Origin of the sequence: Desulfobotulus pelophilus (assembly GCF_026155325.1) — a bacterium.
Lineage (GTDB): Bacteria > Desulfobacterota > Desulfobacteria > Desulfobacterales > ASO4-4 > Desulfobotulus > Desulfobotulus pelophilus.
Genome location: NZ_JAPFPW010000024.1, coordinates 1 through 17,645 on the forward strand (window position 1 = coordinate 1; position 17,645 = coordinate 17,645).

At 46.9% G+C, this 17,645-nt stretch carries 14 protein-coding genes and 1 other RNA gene; 12 read left to right on the top strand and 3 right to left on the bottom strand.

Translation table 11 applies throughout. From position 1 onward, the window contains the following. Positions 1 to 758 precede the first annotated feature (758 nt). The 5 genes from OOT00_RS14470 (at position 759) to ispD (ending at position 5,398) form a co-directional block, all read left to right on the top strand. Positions 759 to 1,796, top strand: coding sequence for a Nif3-like dinuclear metal center hexameric protein (locus tag OOT00_RS14470; RefSeq protein WP_497007259.1), 1,038 nt, complete (start codon positions 759 to 761; stop codon positions 1,794 to 1,796). Between the two features lie 283 nt (positions 1,797 to 2,079). Then, on the top strand, positions 2,080 to 2,799 hold the full coding sequence (locus OOT00_RS14475; RefSeq protein ID WP_265426116.1) for a zinc ribbon domain-containing protein: 720 nt from the start codon (positions 2,080 to 2,082) through the stop codon (positions 2,797 to 2,799). An 80-nt stretch (positions 2,800 to 2,879) separates the two neighbouring features. Next, positions 2,880 to 3,258, top strand: an RNA gene (rnpB, locus tag OOT00_RS14480) — RNase P RNA component class A. Between the two features lie 281 nt (positions 3,259 to 3,539). Continuing rightward, positions 3,540 to 4,682, top strand: a complete 1,143-nt coding sequence (locus tag OOT00_RS14485; RefSeq protein ID WP_265426117.1) for an HPr family phosphocarrier protein — start codon at positions 3,540 to 3,542, stop codon at positions 4,680 to 4,682. Positions 4,683 to 4,705: 23 nt separating this feature from the next. Next, positions 4,706 to 5,398, top strand: a complete 693-nt coding sequence (ispD, locus tag OOT00_RS14490; protein WP_265426118.1) for a 2-C-methyl-D-erythritol 4-phosphate cytidylyltransferase — start codon at positions 4,706 to 4,708, stop codon at positions 5,396 to 5,398. Between the two features lie 159 nt (positions 5,399 to 5,557). On the opposite strand, the gene OOT00_RS14495 is transcribed toward ispD, so the two are convergent. The 3 genes from OOT00_RS14495 to OOT00_RS14505 form a co-directional block, all read right to left on the bottom strand. Then, entirely contained in the window at positions 5,558 to 6,052 is a 495-nt protein-coding gene (locus OOT00_RS14495; RefSeq protein WP_265426119.1) for a hypothetical protein, read from the bottom strand. A gap of 128 nt (positions 6,053 to 6,180) precedes the next feature. Next, positions 6,181 to 6,444 (bottom strand): hypothetical protein, encoded by a 264-nt coding sequence (locus tag OOT00_RS14500; RefSeq protein ID WP_265426120.1) that lies wholly within the window; start codon positions 6,442 to 6,444, stop codon positions 6,181 to 6,183. A 154-nt stretch (positions 6,445 to 6,598) separates the two neighbouring features. Further along, positions 6,599 to 6,907: a hypothetical protein gene (locus OOT00_RS14505; protein WP_265426121.1), complete on the bottom strand. Its 309-nt coding sequence runs from the start codon at positions 6,905 to 6,907 to the stop codon at positions 6,599 to 6,601. A 327-nt stretch (positions 6,908 to 7,234) separates the two neighbouring features. Here OOT00_RS14505 and argC point away from each other — a divergent pair, with 327 nt between their 5' ends. The 7 genes from argC to clpA all read left to right on the top strand — a co-directional run bounded on the left by argC (position 7,235) and on the right by clpA (position 17,640). Then, positions 7,235 to 8,272, top strand: coding sequence for an N-acetyl-gamma-glutamyl-phosphate reductase (argC, locus tag OOT00_RS14510; protein WP_265426122.1), 1,038 nt, complete (start codon positions 7,235 to 7,237; stop codon positions 8,270 to 8,272). A 50-nt stretch (positions 8,273 to 8,322) separates the two neighbouring features. Continuing rightward, positions 8,323 to 9,774: a sodium:solute symporter family protein gene (locus tag OOT00_RS14515; protein WP_265426123.1), complete on the top strand. Its 1,452-nt coding sequence runs from the start codon at positions 8,323 to 8,325 to the stop codon at positions 9,772 to 9,774. Between the two features lie 92 nt (positions 9,775 to 9,866). Further along, positions 9,867 to 10,772, top strand: coding sequence for a tetrahydrofolate dehydrogenase/cyclohydrolase catalytic domain-containing protein (locus OOT00_RS14520; protein ID WP_265426124.1), 906 nt, complete (start codon positions 9,867 to 9,869; stop codon positions 10,770 to 10,772). 222 nt (positions 10,773 to 10,994) lie between these two features. Further along, entirely contained in the window at positions 10,995 to 11,921 is a 927-nt protein-coding gene (locus OOT00_RS14525; RefSeq protein WP_265426125.1) for a M23 family metallopeptidase, read from the top strand. Positions 11,922 to 12,316: 395 nt separating this feature from the next. Next, positions 12,317 to 14,836: a preprotein translocase subunit SecA gene (secA, locus tag OOT00_RS14530; RefSeq protein WP_303649996.1), complete on the top strand. Its 2,520-nt coding sequence runs from the start codon at positions 12,317 to 12,319 to the stop codon at positions 14,834 to 14,836. 222 nt (positions 14,837 to 15,058) lie between these two features. Then, positions 15,059 to 15,382 (top strand): ATP-dependent Clp protease adapter ClpS, encoded by a 324-nt coding sequence (gene clpS / locus OOT00_RS14535; protein ID WP_265426126.1) that lies wholly within the window; start codon positions 15,059 to 15,061, stop codon positions 15,380 to 15,382. Next, positions 15,379 to 17,640, top strand: coding sequence for an ATP-dependent Clp protease ATP-binding subunit ClpA (gene clpA, locus OOT00_RS14540; RefSeq protein ID WP_265426127.1), 2,262 nt, complete (start codon positions 15,379 to 15,381; stop codon positions 17,638 to 17,640). Before clpS ends, clpA begins: the two co-directional genes overlap by 4 nt. Positions 17,641 to 17,645: the final 5 nt, after the last annotated feature.

Genomic DNA, 17,645 nt, shown 5'->3' on the forward strand with positions numbered 1-17,645 from the left:
TTTGTTTTTGATGGATCAGGCAGAAACAGGAATGCTTCTCCCTATAAAATGGGGATAAGGTGGAACAGGAACGGTGTACAAGGCCCCTGCGCACTTCTGTGAGAGGGATAGTGCAGAGAGGATCACTCTTGCACTACCCTACTCGATGCCATTTTTCCCAGTAACGAAGCTGCTTTCGGCAAAAAAGGTCTCTTAATTTTAGTTGAATAACAACTTTGGTTTCCGATAAATTCAACCTACCTTCATTCCCTATATCCGAAATGGCTATGGATTTTATCGCTCTGTTATCAGATGTAAGATATCATCGGGGGCGGTATATGTCTTTGCGCTTCTTTTGGACCAGAATGACCACTGGACAAATGGTCGATGGGGTTGTATATGTTGAGGTCCTTAATGCAGAGAGTTTTTCTGCGGACGTAATTTTACCAGAAAAAATGGTGATGCGTGTCGTAGGCAGATTCTCAATGTTAAGGAAAATGAGCAGGCTTTGCCTCTCATGAAAGGTGCCTGCCGCTGAAGACAGATTTATTTTAACAGTTCTTTTGGGTGTATAGCTTTGAGAAAAAGTCTTTTCACTTTGAACATGACACAATGTTTCATAAATACATGGATGCGGGCATTCATCAAAAGGTTCTGGCAAAGCCTGAGATGGGAGTGCAGGCAGGTATGCAGGGTTCTGTCAGATCGGACGCGAAAAAAAAGAAAAAAAGAGCGGTGCAGGGAATACCTGCACCGCTCTTTTTTTGCATGGAGGCTTCATGGTGCTCAGGGTGGAAGATTGTATGCTCCTAATGTCAGATATGGCCCCGGAAAATCTAGCGGAGTCGTGGGATCCAGTTGGTCTTCAGATAGGTCATCGTTTGCAATCGGTTCGGCGTATCGGCGTAGCACTGGATGCCACTTTTGAGATTGTGTCTGAGTCGATTCGTGAAGGCGTGGATTTTCTGATTGTGCATCATCCTCTTTTCTTAAGGCCGATGAAGAGATTGGATCTGGAATCTCCCTCTGGTATGGTTGTGGATGCAGCAGTGCGTAACGGTTTGAGCATCTATGCGGCTCATACGAATCTGGACAGTGCTGTCGGTGGTCTGAATAATGCCCTTGGAGAACGTATCGGGCTGAAAGACATGTCTGTTCTGGGGAAAAATATCAAAAATGAGGAATTCCTTCTGCACGCAGTGGTTCCGTTTTCTGTTCAGGATCGAGTTCATTCTATTTTAGGTGAAGTCGCTGACGGGATTGCCTGGTGGCGTGGCATGGGAGAAGAAAATGAAAGCTGTGTGGTACGTTGCCGTCTTGCCTCAGGTAGGGTAGGGGGTGTACGTACCAAAATCAGCAGTCTTTCCGCGGATGCACGGACAGATATTATTCCTGCCGGTGAAATTCCTGGCAAGGAAGGTTTGGGAAGGATAGGACGGATCGATAGGGCTATTTCGCTCAAGAATTTTGCTTGTGAAGTGAAAAAAGCTCTGATGCTCAGCCATGTCCGTACCGTAGGGAATCCGGAGGCAATGTTGGAGCGGGTTGCCCTGTGTACGGGAAGTGGAGGAGGAATGATAAAAGATGCCATTGCAATGGGAGCTGACGTGCTTCTTACGGGGGATATAAAATACCACGAGGCTATGGAGGCACTCGAGCATGGGCTTTGTTTGGTGGATGCCGGGCATTTTGGAACGGAGCGTATGATGGTTGACCTTGTGGCTGAATATTTAACCGAGGCTCTTGCTGCCAGGCAGCACGGTAATATCTCTGTTATGCCCTTGATCTCACAGAAAGATCCTTTTTGTGTTGTGTGATGCTCTTTTTAACTTCAGAGACTTGAAAATACTCTGAAGTTAATCGGATTTTGCTGTTTTTTAAAGATTTGTTTTTTTATGGGTAGAGCATGATGGTCTCGCAAAAAAATTCAGGCGCTGCCGCCAGTCGTGCCGTATCTTATACTTTGGCATAGTGAAAAATTTATGTGCACATCATGCAGGTGCATTACGAGTTTTTGCGAGTCCATCAATCATGGCTCTGTCTGCGGGAAGGGGCTGGTCGCAGACAAGTTTGAATAATGGCCCGAAGGACGGATCTGCTATGAATCCATCAGTGAAAAAAGAACTGGATATTCTGATTCGTCTCCAGGAGACGGAAACCCGTGCCCAGGAATTGAGGGCCGCGATTAAGGATGTCGAAATGCGCCAGCTGCAGCTGGAAGAAGTCCTCAACAGTGAACGTCTGCAGCTGGAAGAGCGGGAATCAGCACTTATGAAGTTAAAAAAACAATATACGGGTTTTGAGGAGGATCTCCGGTATAATGAAGAGCGCTTGAAGAAGAGTGAGCAGACTCTGCGTACGGTAACAAACAACCGTGACTATCAGGTACTGTTGCGGGAGATGGATGATAACCGTAAGGCTAATAGCCGAATTCAGGAAGCCATGGTTGCCCTTATCGATGAGCTAACGTCGATGGAAATCAGTGTTACAGAAATTCAAGGTCGTGTGGATGAAGAAGCACGGAGAGTGGAAGAACAGAAGGCGGAGTTGCTGACATCCTGTACCCGAGAAAGGGATTCACTGGCCAGCCTTGAAGAGGAACGCAGGTCTTTGGGTAATTTGGCCTCCGCTCGATTAATGAAATTGTTTGATCAGGCGATCCGACTGGGCGGAGGGATTGGTGTATCCTGTGTGCGCGGGAATATCTGCAAGGGATGTTTTATGAAGCTGCCTCCCCAATTCTGCATTGAGCTGCAAAGAGGAAATGAGATAAGCCGTTGTCCTCGCTGCAACCGGATCGTTTATTGGGACGATATCTGATAAGATCAGTAAATGGATTTTCTGATCTTCTATGATGGACTTTTAATAAGAATGGGCTTAGAATAGAAATGCAAGCGGTAAGAGCAGGCCAGACGATCGCCGGGATATGGATATATCCGGGAGGAAAGTCCGAACACCACAGGGCAGGATGCTCCATAACGTGGAGTCACGGTGACGTGAAGGCAAGTGCAACAGAGAGTAGACCGCCTTTTTCTTTTACAGAGAAAGGTAAGGGTGAAAGGGTGCGGTAAGAGCGCACCAGTGTCCCGGGCGACCGGGGCAGCTGGGTAAACCCCATCCGGTGCAAGACCAAATAGGGAGGCATAAGGGACGGCCCGTCTCCGCCTCCGGGTAGGTCGCTTGAGGCTGTCGGCAACGTCAGCCCTAGATGAATGATCGTCACCTTTTTCGGGGTAACTGGAAAAAGGAACAGAATTCGGCTTACGGCCTACTCTGACCGTTTGCACATACCGCCAGTGATCCGTTTGTGATCCTGGCGGTTATATTTCATATCACCATATCAGTTCGTTTTGTAGCGGGGTTTAACGCTTTGTCCGTGTGATGGGGGAAATGTGGAAGAACTGAGTTGCAAGATAACTTTTTCCGAAAAAGTTAAGATCTATTCAGAAGATTATCTCAGATGTTGTATTTATATAACGCGTTTTCTCGAACCTCGACACTATTTCACAAAACGCATGTACTCCAAGCTGATTTCTACTTCCCATTTACTGGAAGATTTTTTGGATTTCCATGGAGCTAAAAATAATCGTACCTGGTATTTTTACCGTGAACTTGCTGCAACGGTACGCCATATAAGCTTGGGATGCTATGCTCAGCAGCATATCCTGAACCGTATGGATTTTTATGAACTCGGTGATGTGGATAGTTTTCGGCTGGAAGGAGAAAAAACCCTTGAATTTCTGAACAGCATCCTGATTCGTGTGGCTCCAGTTATTTTGGAAGAAGCAGCAAAGCTTGAAATATCCCTTCCCGGTGCTTCTTTTGAACCTCAGGATTTTCCTGGAGTCATAACTTCTGAGGTGTTGGAGCATAATATAGATGATGATGAAGATGCTCTTCCCTTTCAGAGCCATTATATTGTCAAGATTGCCAGTGAATTTATTAAAACATCGAAGGATTTTGATCAGTTCGGTTTTTACGAGCCCTATTCGTATGCGGAAATGTTGGAGTTGGTACCGGACAAGGTCAATGAGGCTGAAATTCGCCGCTTTCAGGTTCTGGTCCACAACCTTCAGTCTTCTTTTGATACTTATGTAATCCACGGAGGGTATCGTTTTGGGAACAGGCGACTGAAGCAGCTGAGGGCTCATTTTTCAGTTTCTTTCCATCTTCTTCAGATTGTGAGTCGTCTTCTGCATTATTATGAGCGCCATCTGCGGGTTCGCGGCTTCAAAGATTCGTACAAAAAAGTTCAGGAGATTTTGTGTGACTACGTAGACCCTGAAATCCTTTTGAGCAGAACTGTAAATTATGCCCTTTATTATGTGAATCATTTTTTAAATTCCGGCACGCAACTGGCCAAAGAACTTTTGAATGAACATGTGGAGCAGGCCACTATAACTGTGGGTATTCCCGTTAAGCTGGGTTTTCATAGCCGGCCCAGCCTCATGGTAGCAAAAATTGTGCAGCACTACGGTGGGCGGGTTGATTTGTGTGTGGGTGATGCTTTGTTTGACGCATCCAGTGTTCTGGATATTCAGTGGGCGGGAGGGAAGATTCAGAAGGAAGGGCTTCAGGACGTTGCATTCAGGGGAGATATCCGTGCATTGAAGGATATACAGATTCTGGCCAGTGTTAATTATGGTGAAGACAGCATGGGAAAAGGGATCCCTCTTCCGAGGGAGCTGGCTTATTTACGTTGATTGTGCTCTAGAGGAGTATGTCAGTGTCTGTGGTAGCTGTTGTGGTGGCCGGAGGTTCGGGTGTCCGTATGGGAGGGTCTGTCCGTAAGCAGTATCTTTTATTGGGAGGAATGCCGCTTATGGGGCATTGTCTACGGACTTTGGATGAGAGTTCGGAAGTCGAAAGTATGGTGCTTGTCGTTCCTGAAGAGGATATGGAAGATATCCAAGTACGGATTTTACCGAAATTTGGGCTGAAGAAAAAGCTTGTGCTGGCCAAGGGAGGGGCGAGCAGGCAGGCATCGGTTTTTTCGGGTTTGGCCTCTGTCGATCCCAAGGCTTCTTATATACTGGTACATGATGCGGTTCGCCCATTTCTAGAGCCGCATCATATTCGTGATGGATTGGATGCAGCCAAAAAATACGGTGCCGCATCTCTGTCTACAGAGATTGTTGACACGCTGCGCAGCAAGTTTCCACATTCTGGCTCTGCTGGGCCAGACAGGGATAGTCTTTTAGCTGTGCAAACTCCGCAGATTTTCAGAAGCGATCTTCTTCGAAGAGCCCATGAGCACTCATTGGCTACGGGGTGTATGGAAACAGATGATGCAGGGCTCGTTGCAGCCTTGGGGTACCCTGTTGTTTATATTCAGGGTAGTCGGACCAACCTTAAAGTAACAAGCCCTGAAGACCGTATACTTGCCGAGGCTTTGTACCGGGTCATACAGGGCAACTGAGCGGTTATTTCCGATCCTCCACACACACAAACGATTGGTGTTGTGAGGGTTCTTCGCGGACGGAGAATGGTAACTTTTTTGCCTCTTGTTGAATACTGTGAGAATAAAACAGGAAGAGTGTTCTTTTTATTCAGCAGGAGTTCCTGCCCGCTGAAGCTCTTATCCGGTCTTCGCGGTGGACGTTTTCTGTGTTTCTTTTTTTTCTGCTGTCTGCAGCGCTTTTTTCAGGTCTTCTTCCAGTTTTTTGATTTGTGACTCCGCAGATTTCAATGCTTCTTCCGTCTGTTTGAGACTTGAACTGTCCTGTTCTCCTTTTTTGTTTTTTTTCTGTTCTTCTTCCAGTTTGTGTTTTACGGCTTTGTATTGTTCCAGCAAGCGTTCATATTCATTTGCTGGTACCAGCCCCATTAACTTCCAGTATTCTCCCAAGGCCGTTTGCATTTGCTCTGAGGCAAGGGAGTACCACTCCATTCCTGCTTTGCTTAAGTCAGGAAATAGTGCAGAACCAGGCCATATACTGGAAGCGTCGAGGACTTTCTGATCTTTAAGCCAGTCCTGCACGGCTGTAAATGTCATATTTGGTGATAAAAAAGGGGAAACGTCAAAGGAGGGGAACTGAAACCAGCCCGTTGCTTGTTTGTCTTCGCTTTTCATGGGAGATTCCTTATCCGATAAGGTTGGATGGAAACGAATCCGTCGGAATCTTTGCACATTATGTTTGAGACGGGACGGATTCGTCAGGATTGATCCGGGATTCTGTGTGACCAGGAAAGCCGTCTGATTCAGGGTATCAGAGAAAGAAAATAGGTTTCCATCTGACGATAGGAATTCGTCATGGACTCATGGATATCACTACGTGTCTGCCGTATATTATTTAGCCATTCCTGAATCATTTTTTTACCATCTTCCGGCGTGCTGTCCTGGACAAGGAGCATTTCAGCAAATTTTTCCATTTGTCCCTGTGCCATCGTGGTTGAAGCAAGAAATTGATCAAAGGCTGCTTTATTGTAAGAAAGAATGGATTTTGCAAATTCTTTTTGATCCATGAGGGTCGGGCCTTTCCGTCAAAAAATAAAAAAAGAGGAACCTGCACCTTTGTTAAGTCAATTGCAAGATGCAGGTCTGAAATTCTTGCCGCTGAGCAAGCACGTATTGTTCGTGGGGAGCAGGTTTTCCATCAGGAGCGCCTGCTCTGGTTACTTATTTGGAAGTTTTGCCAGCGCTTTTTTCGGTTCTGCTTGCGGATTCAGAAACAAAAGATTCAAATTTTTTGAAATTTTCGTCCATGGTTTTCTTGAAGTCTTCCTGACCTTTTTTAAAGGCCATGGTCCACTCATGGATCATTTTTTGGCCTTCTTCCGGAATCATATTGTTTTTTGTCAGGAAAGTTTCTGTCATTTTCTCTGTTTGGCCTTGCACCATGAGCATAGCGTTGAATGTGTTGTCAAAGGCGGTTTTCTGAAAGTCCAGAATTTGCTGGGCGAATTTTGCAGGCTCGAGCGTTTTCATATGTATCTCCTTATGGGATTTAGGGTTGATGCTTTTTACAAGGTACTATGAGGGCGAAGGAAAGATTTGTCAAGAAAAAATATTGCGATGCAACAGGGGATAAAAAGGTCTTTTCGGCTGCTATTGGTGCAGGGCAATAAAGCTTGGTATGGGTGTTTTTTTTGCAATATTTTTTGGAAAAAGACGCGTGTGCCAGATAGAAAAGCTTGTCATGATCTTGCCAAGGATAAAGGCCTCTGATAAAGCCTATGCGTTTTGGGCAGTATTTTTATCATGATTATTAGGCTTGGTCTTGACAAACGCCTGAAGCCGAAAGGGGAATACGTAATGATCCGAGCTTCTGTTGTCGGTGCAACAGGATATGCTGGTGCCGAGCTGGTGCGCATCCTGAGTGGTCATCCTGAAGTACGTCTGTCCATGCTTACCTCCCATCAGTATGCCGGGCAGTTGTTCTCTGACGTTTTTCCGGCGTTCTTTCAACGTGTTGCTTTGCCCCTTGAAGAGTTCGATACCCGAAAACTTGCGGAGTGTTCTGATGTGGTTTTTATGGCTTTACCCCACAGCATGCCTATGACTATGGTTCCGGAGCTTCTGCAAGGGGGGTGCAGAGTGGTGGATCTCTCTGCTGATTTTCGTTTTTCAGACCCCTTTGCTTATGAAGTTGCCTATGAACCTCACCGTGCTCCTGAGCTATGTCGCCATGCGGTTTACGGATTGAGTGAGATTTTTAGGGAAAAAATTACCGGTGCGTCGCTTGTTGGAAATCCAGGCTGCTATCCAACCTGTATTCTTTTGCCCCTTCTTCCCCTTGCAACGCCTGGCTGGCTGGATCTTTCCCGTGTTATATGTGATGCAAAGTCGGGAGTGAGTGGTGCAGGAAGAGGGGTTTCACTTGCAACCCACTTCTGTGAGATCGCGCAGGCTTTTAAGGCCTATAAGGTGGGAGAGCACAGGCATCGGCCGGAAATCGTTAATGTGCTGGAAATGGTTACCGGTGAAAAATCCAGGCTTACTTTTGTGCCTCATCTCGTACCGGCCATCCGGGGAATGCTTGCCACAACCTATGTGTCGCTACGAGAAGAAAAAAGCGAGGCGGAGCTGAGGGAAAGGTTGCGAGATGCCTACCGGGGCAATGATTTTATCCGGATTCTTCCGGAAAATAGTTTCCCTGACCTCTCTCATGTCCGGGGTACGAACTGTTGTGATATTGGCCTGAGGGTCGATCGGGAAAGCGGCATGCTCATACTGATTTCAGCCATCGACAATCTTGTCAAGGGGGCTGCCGGTCAAGCGGTGCAGAATATGAACATCATGTGGAGGCTGGAAGAGACGATGGGTTTAGGAGCTCTCCCGCCTGTGGTGTGAACGGATACGGTACGCGACATTTCTGTTGCAGATCAAATTAAGGAAAAAGGATGCTGATTAAAACCCTTGTTGTAATTGTTTATTTTGCAGTGATCCTCTGGGCGGGTATTGCGGGACTACGCCGAACCCGGTCTTTTGCGGACTATTTCCTGGGAGGAGGGAATATAGGCCCTTGGATGAGTGCCTTTACCTATGCTACCGCTTATTTTTCCGCCGTACTTTTCATTGGTTTCGCCGGGAGTGTAGGGTGGAATTTTGGTTTGTCCGGACTGTGGATTGCTCTTGGTAATGCCCTGATAGGTGTCATGGGTGTATGGGTGATTATGGGAAGGGCCATTAAAAAAATGTCCCTCACCTATGGCGTGCACACCATGGCTGAGTTTTTTGAGAAGCGATATAACAGCCCGGGTTTAAAACTTTTTGCAGCGTTTGCAATTTTTGTTTTTTTTATTCCCTATACCAGCGCAGTTTTTATGGGGCTTTCCTATCTTTTTCGTTCAAATTTTGGCATGGATTACGGCTTGGCCTTGGGTATTATGGGTAGTATGACAGCGCTTTATATGATTCTTGGCGGTTACCGATCTATGGCATTGGTGGATGTTTTTTTTGGTATGATCATGGTTGGTGGTGTTCTCATGTTGCTGGGCTTTACCCTCCACAAAGGGGGTGGGGTTGTCAATATTGTTTATGATCTGCAGGCAATTAATCCAGAACTCAGCTCTTTAGTCGGTCCTCCAGGCTGGTGGCCGCTTTTTTGTCTGGTTTTTCTTACTAGTGTGGCTCCCTTTGCGATGCCACAACTGGTGCAGAAATTTTATGCGATAAAAGACAACAGGGCTATTCGCATCGGTACGGTTGCCTCTACGCTTTTTGCCCTGATGATCAGCGGAATCGCCTATTTTATAGGCTCCACAACCCGGCTCTTTCTTTCCCCGGATGCAACGCCCGGAGCCTTTCGGGATGGATTCCCTCTTTTTGACGCCCTTATGCCAGAACTGCTAGCAAATGTGGTACCGGCTTCACTTTCAGTTCTTATTCTGCTTCTGGTTCTTTCGGCATCCATGTCAACTCTTGCGGCTCTTGTGCTCATTTCCAGTTCGGCGATGGTGAAGGATTTCTATGCGGGTTTTGTACGGAAAGATGCTTCAGATCTGCAGCTGACCGTACTGATGCGCTATGCAAGTTTCTTTTTTATTCTGCTTTCCGTGCTCCTTGCCTATGCACGACCTTCATCTATTGTGATGATTCTGGGTATTTCCTGGGGCGCCATAGGATCCGCTTTTTTGGGGCCTTTTATATGGGGGCTGTTCTCTGAAAAAACCACCAAACTGTCCGCACTGGTGTCAGGTTTTGGTGGTCTCTTTACCTGTCTTCTGTTGTATTTTTTGGGAAAAAGTTCACCAGAGGCTGGCACTCTGGGTATGTTGACATCACTGATACTCGCTCCTTTGGTAACATGGATTACTGTTTGGGCTAATAAATTCGTAGCGGTGCGAGGGTAGCGTTTTAAGGGGTGAGTACCCGTTGCCGGGGGCTTATTGGCTAAATACTTTCCGGTAGCCTAAAAATACGACAAATCGCAGGAGGCAGATGCATGACGGCAAAAATTATCCGTGGGACAGACCTGCGGGAAGCACTTCTGGACGAAGTTGCGGTGGACGTATTGCGTATGAAGGAACAGTATGGGCGACCTCCGGGGCTTGTAACCATACTTGTGGGTGAAAATCCGGCGTCCCTTTCCTATGTGTCTTTGAAGATAAAAACAGCACACAGAGTCGGGTTCAAGGAAGTTCAGGAGAACTTGCCTGAAAATATATCGGAAAATGAGCTTTTGGAATGCATAAAAAAATATAATAATGATGAAACTATCGACGGTATTCTTGTTCAGTTGCCGTTACCTGGCCACATAAATGAGGGAAAGGTCATAGAGACCATCGATCCTGTAAAGGATGTGGATGCTTTTCATCCGGTGAATGTCGGCCGTTTGATGCAGGAGGGTGCTGCCGCTCCGTTTCTTCCATGTACGCCCGCAGGAATCATGGAAATGCTGATTCGATCCGAGGTCCCTGTTGCCGGAGCTGAAGTGGTTGTTGTCGGCCGTTCCAATATTGTAGGAAAACCCATTGCTAATCTGCTGCTTCAGAAAGGAGCAGCAGCTAATGCCACGGTTACGGTTGTACATACGGGAACAAGAAATATTGCTGAGCACTGTCTTCGGGCCGATATTCTTATTGTGGCAGCCGGAGTACCGAATCTGGTCCGCCCTGAATGGATCAAGGCGGGGGCCTGTGTGATTGATGTGGGTGTAAACCGGGTGGGAGAATCGGTCAGTGCTGTAACAGGGAAAAAAATAGCTTTGCTCCGTGGTGATGTGGATTATGACGCAGCTCTGGAAGTCGCCGGTTGGATAACACCGGTTCCGGGAGGTGTGGGGCCTATGACCATAGCCATGCTTATGAAAAACACTGTAAAAGCCATGAAACTTCGCAGGACGTCCTGAATGTATTCGATTTGCATGGGGCTTTCCGATGGGAGTGGCGGCCCATGAGGGGGGTAGGGCTGCTCCCCGAATGTTTTTCGAAACGGATGTCCTTTCGGCCCTAGGGCTACTTGTATCTTGACAGTTTGCTGACGTATGGTAAAAATATTCACTGGTAAGTATTGACTACTCTCTGCGGGGTTGAACAGGCTCCCTTCTCTTTCAGAAACACGGGACATAGGCATGAATCAAAAGATGACCTTCTACATAATGAGTCATTCGGGAACCAGAATTCGTGAACTTACGTTCCCTAAGGCCTTTGTTTACCTGGTATTTTTATTCGTTTTGTTCTTTATATCGCTCTTTGCATGGGTTATGTATGATTACAGTCGTCTTGCCGCACGTGCAGCAGAGGTACCCTTTCTTCAGTCGGAACTGACGGTGAGCGAAGAGAGTCTGTCCATACAGAGGGATCAGCTTCAGGTTTTTGCAAAGGAACTGAATCTGTTAAAAAACCGGATTCTAACCCTGTCTGAATTTGAACAGAAAATTAGAACTATTGCAAACTTGCAGGCAACGGAAGGTGGCGAGGGTATTTTCGGGCTCGGAGGGCCTCATGTGGAAGATCTGGATACACGGCTTGAACTATCCGATACCCATGCCAGTCTTATCCGGGAGATGCACGATCGTGTGGTGCATCTCGACAGTGGTTCTTCTGAACGGATCGACAGTTTTGAAGCCCTGCTCCAATCTCTTGAGGACCAGCGAAATCTTCTGGCTGTTACTCCCGCAATTCGACCTGCAGATGGGTGGGTTACTTCGAGTTTCGGTTACCGAACTTCTCCATTTACTGGAAAGCGGGAGTTTCACAGTGGACTGGACATTGCCAATCGTATGGGGACCCCCATACTCGCAACGGCAGATGGCATTATAAGTTTTTCAGGTGAGCGGGGTGCCATTGGTATAGTGGTGAATATTGATCATGGTCATGGTCTTGTTACCCGGTATGGTCATTTGAAGAAATCCCTGGTTAAAACGGGTCAGAGAGTAAAAAGGGGTGAGGTTATAGCAAAAATGGGTAATACAGGTCGCAGTACAGGGCCTCATGTCCACTATGAGGTTCGCCTGAATGGCGTTCCCGTTAATCCAGGCAAGTATATTCTTGATTGACGGGGAGGATTCGATCCCTACCGCTTATTCCCTGCTGTTTTCAAAGGTTTTCCTTCCTGAAGCATGAAAGAAGCCCTGGTTTTGAAAATTTTGGTCTTTTTGAATACCTGGTATTTTTTTAAAGATTGTGAGTAGATTTGGTTGTTCATGGGCTTTATTCAAAGGCATATTCCCGGATACAGGCAGAGAGTGTTATTCTTAAGTTCAAACCGGGCACTTTTATTTGGCCCGGTTTTTTGTTTTGGCATGAAATAGCGGGTGCCCTTTCTTTTAGGTCATATCAAAGAAGAATGGGGCCCCATAAAAAAAGAATAGTCGTATTTTTCTTTCTGCACTCAGGCACAGATTTGTGAGTGCAGGAGTGACGTTTTTTATCAGAAGATCAGGAAGGGCTTATGATCGCACGTCTGTTGACCCGGGTATTTGGCAGCCGCAACCAGAGAGAGTTAAAACGAATTCAGGGGTATGTTGACGCAGTCAATGCCCTTGAGCCGGAAATGACGGAGCTGGAAGATGCCGTGCTGGCAGCAAAAACTGAATTTTTTCGTGAGCGCTTTCTTTCCGGAGAATCCCTTGAATCCCTTTTGCCGGAAGCGTTTGCTGTGGCGCGTGAAGCTTCCAGAAGAGTGCTGGGTATGCGCCACTTTGACTGTCAGCTGATCGGTGGCGTAGCCCTTCATGAAGGAGGGATTGCCGAGATGAAAACCGGTGAGGGCAAAACTCTGGTGGCAACACTAGCGGCTTATCTTAACGCCATTACCGGCAAGGGTGTTCATGTTGTTACTGTGAACGATTATCTGGCTCGCAGAGATGCGGACTGGATGGGGAAACTGTATGGGTTTTTGGGACTTTCTGTAGGAATTGTTGTTCATGGGATGGATGATATCCAGAGGAGGGAAGCCTACGGTTCCGATATTACCTATGGAACAAATAACGAGTTTGGTTTCGATTACCTTAGGGACAATATGAAGTTTCACAGCCAGACACTGGCACAGAGGGATCTCAATTTTGCCATCGTGGATGAGGTTGACAGTATTCTGATTGACGAAGCGAGAACTCCCCTGATTATTTCTGGTCCGGCAGAAAAGTCTACGGAGCTTTACTATTCCGTCAATTTGATTATGCCGGCCCTGAAGGAAGAACGGGATTATCTTGTTGATGAAAAAGCTCGGACCGTTTCTCTTACGGAAGAAGGAGTGGCAAGGGTTGAAGAACTTCTGAAAACTCCCAATATATATGAGCCTGCGAATATTGAAGTGCTGCATCATGTAAATCAGGCTCTCAAGGCCTATGCTCTGTTCAAGAGGGATGCGGATTATATTGTGCAAGATGAAAAAGTAATCATTGTTGACGAGTTTACCGGGCGTTTGATGCCGGGAAGGCGTTACAGTGAGGGCCTTCATCAGGCACTGGAGGCCAAGGAAGGAGTTCCCATTGAAAATGAAAACCAGACTCTTGCCTCCATTACTTTTCAAAATTATTTTCGTATGTATGACAAGCTTGCGGGCATGACAGGTACTGCTGAAACGGAAGCTGCAGAATTTAAGAAGATTTATGGCCTTGATGTTTTGTCTATACCCACTCATAAGCCCATGGTAAGAATGGATTTTCCGGATGTGATTTATAAGACAAGAAATGAGAAGTTCAAGGCCGTTGTTGAGGAAATTGTGCAGCTTCATAAAAAGGGGCAGCCTGTTTTGGTGGGGACCATCAATATTGATATCTCCGAATACCTGAGCAAGCTTCTGGCAAAACGAAATGTTCCTCATGAGGTTCTCAATGCGAAAAATCATCAGAAGGAAGCCGAAATTGTGTCTATGGCCGGGCAGAAAGGTCACGTAACCATAGCAACCAACATGGCTGGCAGGGGTACGGATATTGTGTTGGGAGAAGGCGTTCGCGAACTGGGCGGGCTTCATATACTTGGGACCGAACGCCACGAATCCCGGCGTATAGACAATCAGCTACGAGGTCGTTCCGGACGGCAGGGCGATCCAGGCTCTTCCCGTTTTTACCTTTCCCTTGAAGATGATCTGTTGAGGATTTTTGGTGGAGAACGTATAGGAAAGATCATGGATCGTCTCGGGCTTGAAGAAGGAGAGCCCATCGAGCACGGCTTGATCTCCAGAGCCATTGAAAATTCACAGAAAAAAGTTGAAGGCCACAACTTTGACATTCGCAAGCATATTCTTGAATATGATGATGTGATGAACCAGCAGCGGGAGGTGATTTACCGCCAGCGCAGAGAAGCCCTGACCAGTGGGTCTCTAAAACCATCTGTTCTTGAGATGATTGAAGAACTTTCTGAAAACATAGCCTATTCTTTTGATTATCATCCAGGACATGATGCCATTTCATGGGAGATGATCAAAGAGGCTGTGGAACGCCGGTTCTTTTTTCAGATACCGGCACCTGAGGAAGATTTGATGGATAATCTTCTGCCTGAAGTTCTGTCGGGTTTCATACGGGATGCTGCGGTCAGAGTCTATGAGGATAAAGAGTCTCTGATCGGAGAGGAGGAGATGCGCCAGCTGGAACGGTTTATTGTACTGCAGACCGTTGATGGCATGTGGAAAGATCATCTTCTGAGCATGGATCATTTGAAAGATGGCATTGGTCTGCGTGGCTATGCTCAGCAAAACCCTCTTATTATATATAAAAAAGAGGGTTTTGCTATGTTTCAGGATATGATCCATCGGATTAAAAATGAGGTTGTGGGCCTTCTTTTCCGTGTGCAGATTCGAAGGGAAACAGAGCTTGACTCGTTACCGGAACCCAAACAGGATAAACTGGTTTTTTCCCATGGTAAGCATGATGAGGGTAAGGTTCCTGTGAGGCGTTCGGAAGTCAAGGTGGGAAGAAATGATCTTTGTCCTTGCGGCAGTGGGAAAAAGTATAAAAAGTGTTGTGGATGATTCCAGGGCTCGACACGTTTATATGTGTCAATATGTTTGCCCTGTATTCATATGGGTGGTTCCATTTACCAATGTAAAACGCTATGCAACTGAATGGTTGTGGCAAAGGCTGTTTTTTTATGCTTGACCTTAACTGAAGAAGCATTAGTCTAAAAAAGACTCCGGAGCGATTTCGGGGTCTTTTTCTGATCTGTAGACACACCAACCAAGGAGCAGCAGCCCATGGTGGGGCCTGGTACGGAATTCGAGCAGTCACTGGAGGAGCTTATAAAGGGCGCAGAGGAAACCAAAGAGCCGTCCCTTTATAAAGTTTTGTTGCATAACGATGATTATACCACTATGGACTTTGTCGTTGAGGTGCTGGTGACTATTTTTCATAAGTCGCTGGAGGACGCCACGCAGATAATGCTGAGTGTCCATCGGAGAGGGGTGGGGTTGTGTGGTATTTACCCCTATGATGTTGCCGAAAGTAAGGTGGATGCCGTTACCCTGCATGCCAGGAGTCATGGTTTTCCCCTCAGGACAACGATGGAGAAGGAATCATGATCAGCAAAGAGTTGAGCGCAACCCTCGGTTTTGCGGTTCGGGAGGCCAAAAGGCGTCGGCATGAGTATGTTTGCGTGGAGCATGTCCTTTTTGCCATTTTGCACGATGCCATTGGCATGGAAATTCTGGAAGCATGCGGCGGCAACATGGGTAAGCTCAAGCAGCGTTTAGAAAATTTTTTTCGAGAACGCATGGAAACTCTTCCTGAAAGTACGGAATATGTGCTCCAGCAGACCGTAGGATTCCAGCGTATGATTCAGCGTGCAGTAAACCATGCACGGAGTGCGGAGAAAAACGAAGTAAGCGTGGGAGATATTCTGGCGGTTATTTTTCAGGAAAAGGACTCCCATGCTGCATTCTATCTGGAAAAAGAGGGCATTACCCGTCTGGATGTCCTGACCTATATTTCCCATGGAGTGGGAACGGATACTGCCCGTTCCCCGCAGGATATTCCCCGCCCGGCCCCGGGTGAACGGAGCAAAGAAGATCCCCTGGAAAGTTATACGGTGGATCTGGTGGAAAAAGCAGCCAGGGGCTGCATTGATCCACTGGTAGGAAGGCGTGATGAACTGCGGCGGACCCTGCAGGTTCTTTGCAGGAGAAGAAAAAACAACCCTGTTTTTGTAGGAGATCCAGGTGTTGGGAAAACAGCGCTGGCAGAAGGGCTTGCCCAGCGTATTTATGATGGGGATATTCCTGCTATCTTAAAAGATTGCCGTATTTTTTCTTTGGATATGGGTTCCCTGCTTGCAGGAACGAAATTCCGGGGTGATTTTGAGCTTCGTCTGAAAAAGGTCATCGAAGCTTTAAAAAAGCATAAAAATGCTATTTTATTCATTGATGAAATTCATACCATTGTCGGGGCAGGCGCAACCAATTCCGGTTCCATGGATGCGTCCAATATATTGAAACCATCCCTTGGGTCTGGAGAATTTCGCTGCATTGGTTCCACTACCTATGAGGAATTTAAAAATCATTTTGAAAAAGACCGTGCGCTTTCCAGAAGATTTGAAAAAATTGAGCTTGCCGAACCTTCCGTGGAAGCCTGCATCAGTATTCTCGAAGGCCTGAAGAGCCGATATGAAGATCATCATACTATTACGTATTCTTCCGACGCCATTGAGGCCGCGGTTAAATTGTCTTCCCGCTATCTGAATGACCGGTTTCTTCCTGATAAAGCCATTGATGTGATGGATGAAGCCGGAGCACTGTATGCGTTGAAACGTTCCGAAGGATATCTCGGAAGGGGGGTAATCACAGAAAAAGAAGTTGAGGATGTGATTGCCAGGATGGCAAAGGTTCCGCAGAAAAGTGTGTCCGGATCCGATAAAAAAAAGCTGTTTCGTCTGGAGGAACAACTCAAGGCCGTGGTTTTTGGTCAGGAAGCCGCTATCTTCGCTTTGTCTGCGGCGATCAAACGATCCCGTTCGGGGCTGGGGCACCCTGAAAAACCAGTGGGTTCTTTCCTTTTTACGGGCCCTACGGGTGTGGGAAAAACGGAAGTGGCCCGCCAGCTGGCTGCTGTACTGGGGATCCACTTTGTGCGCTATGATATGAGTGAATTTATGGAAAAGCACGCCGTATCAAGGCTGATCGGAGCACCCCCAGGGTATGTAGGTTTTGAGCAAGGTGGTCTGTTGACCGATGAAATTCGCAAGTATCCCCATGCCGTTCTGCTTTTGGATGAAATTGAAAAAGCCCATCCCGATGTGTTCAATATACTACTTCAGGTGATGGACTATGCCCGGCTGACTGATAATAACGGAAAACATGCGGATTTCAGAAATGTTATTCTGATTATGACATCCAATGTTGGTGCCAGGGAAATGGCAACGGCTACCATTGGTTTCAGTGCGTCAGGACAGGATGAAGCAGGAAAGGGGAGACATGCCGTAAATCGAATGTTTTCTCCGGAATTTCGAAACCGTCTGGATGATATCCTTTCTTTTTCTCCACTGGACCAGAAAATTATGGAAAAGGTGGTAGAAAAGTTTATGGGTGTCGTGCGAGTACAGCTGGCCGAGCGTGGGGTAACCCTCAGGCTGAGTGCAAAGGCCCGTCAGTGGCTTGCCCGCAAAGGCTATGACCCCAAATTCGGTGCCCGTCCACTGGATCGATTGATCCAAGTAGAGGTGAAGGATAAGCTGGCAGATGCTCTTTTGTTCGGGGAGCTGGTTGCCGGTGGCAGTGTTTCCATTGGCTTACAACAAGATGCCCTTACCTTTCGCTGTAAAGCTGCAGAGAGTGAAGGAACCTAGAACCT

Coding starts and splice junctions, on each gene's coding strand:
- OOT00_RS14470 (WP_497007259.1), top strand. CDS start 759: ATGGTGCTCAGGGTGGAAGATTGTATGCTCCTAATGTCAGATATGGCC.
- OOT00_RS14475 (WP_265426116.1), top strand. CDS start 2,080: ATGAATCCATCAGTGAAAAAAGAACTGGATATTCTGATTCGTCTCCAG.
- OOT00_RS14495 (WP_265426119.1), bottom strand. CDS start 6,052: ATGAAAAGCGAAGACAAACAAGCAACGGGCTGGTTTCAGTTCCCCTCC.
- OOT00_RS14500 (WP_265426120.1), bottom strand. CDS start 6,444: ATGGATCAAAAAGAATTTGCAAAATCCATTCTTTCTTACAATAAAGCA.
- OOT00_RS14505 (WP_265426121.1), bottom strand. CDS start 6,907: ATGAAAACGCTCGAGCCTGCAAAATTCGCCCAGCAAATTCTGGACTTT.
- argC (WP_265426122.1), top strand. CDS start 7,235: ATGATCCGAGCTTCTGTTGTCGGTGCAACAGGATATGCTGGTGCCGAG.
- OOT00_RS14515 (WP_265426123.1), top strand. CDS start 8,323: ATGCTGATTAAAACCCTTGTTGTAATTGTTTATTTTGCAGTGATCCTC.
- OOT00_RS14520 (WP_265426124.1), top strand. CDS start 9,867: ATGACGGCAAAAATTATCCGTGGGACAGACCTGCGGGAAGCACTTCTG.
- OOT00_RS14525 (WP_265426125.1), top strand. CDS start 10,995: ATGAATCAAAAGATGACCTTCTACATAATGAGTCATTCGGGAACCAGA.
- secA (WP_303649996.1), top strand. CDS start 12,317: ATGATCGCACGTCTGTTGACCCGGGTATTTGGCAGCCGCAACCAGAGA.
- clpS (WP_265426126.1), top strand. CDS start 15,059: ATGGTGGGGCCTGGTACGGAATTCGAGCAGTCACTGGAGGAGCTTATA.
- clpA (WP_265426127.1), top strand. CDS start 15,379: ATGATCAGCAAAGAGTTGAGCGCAACCCTCGGTTTTGCGGTTCGGGAG.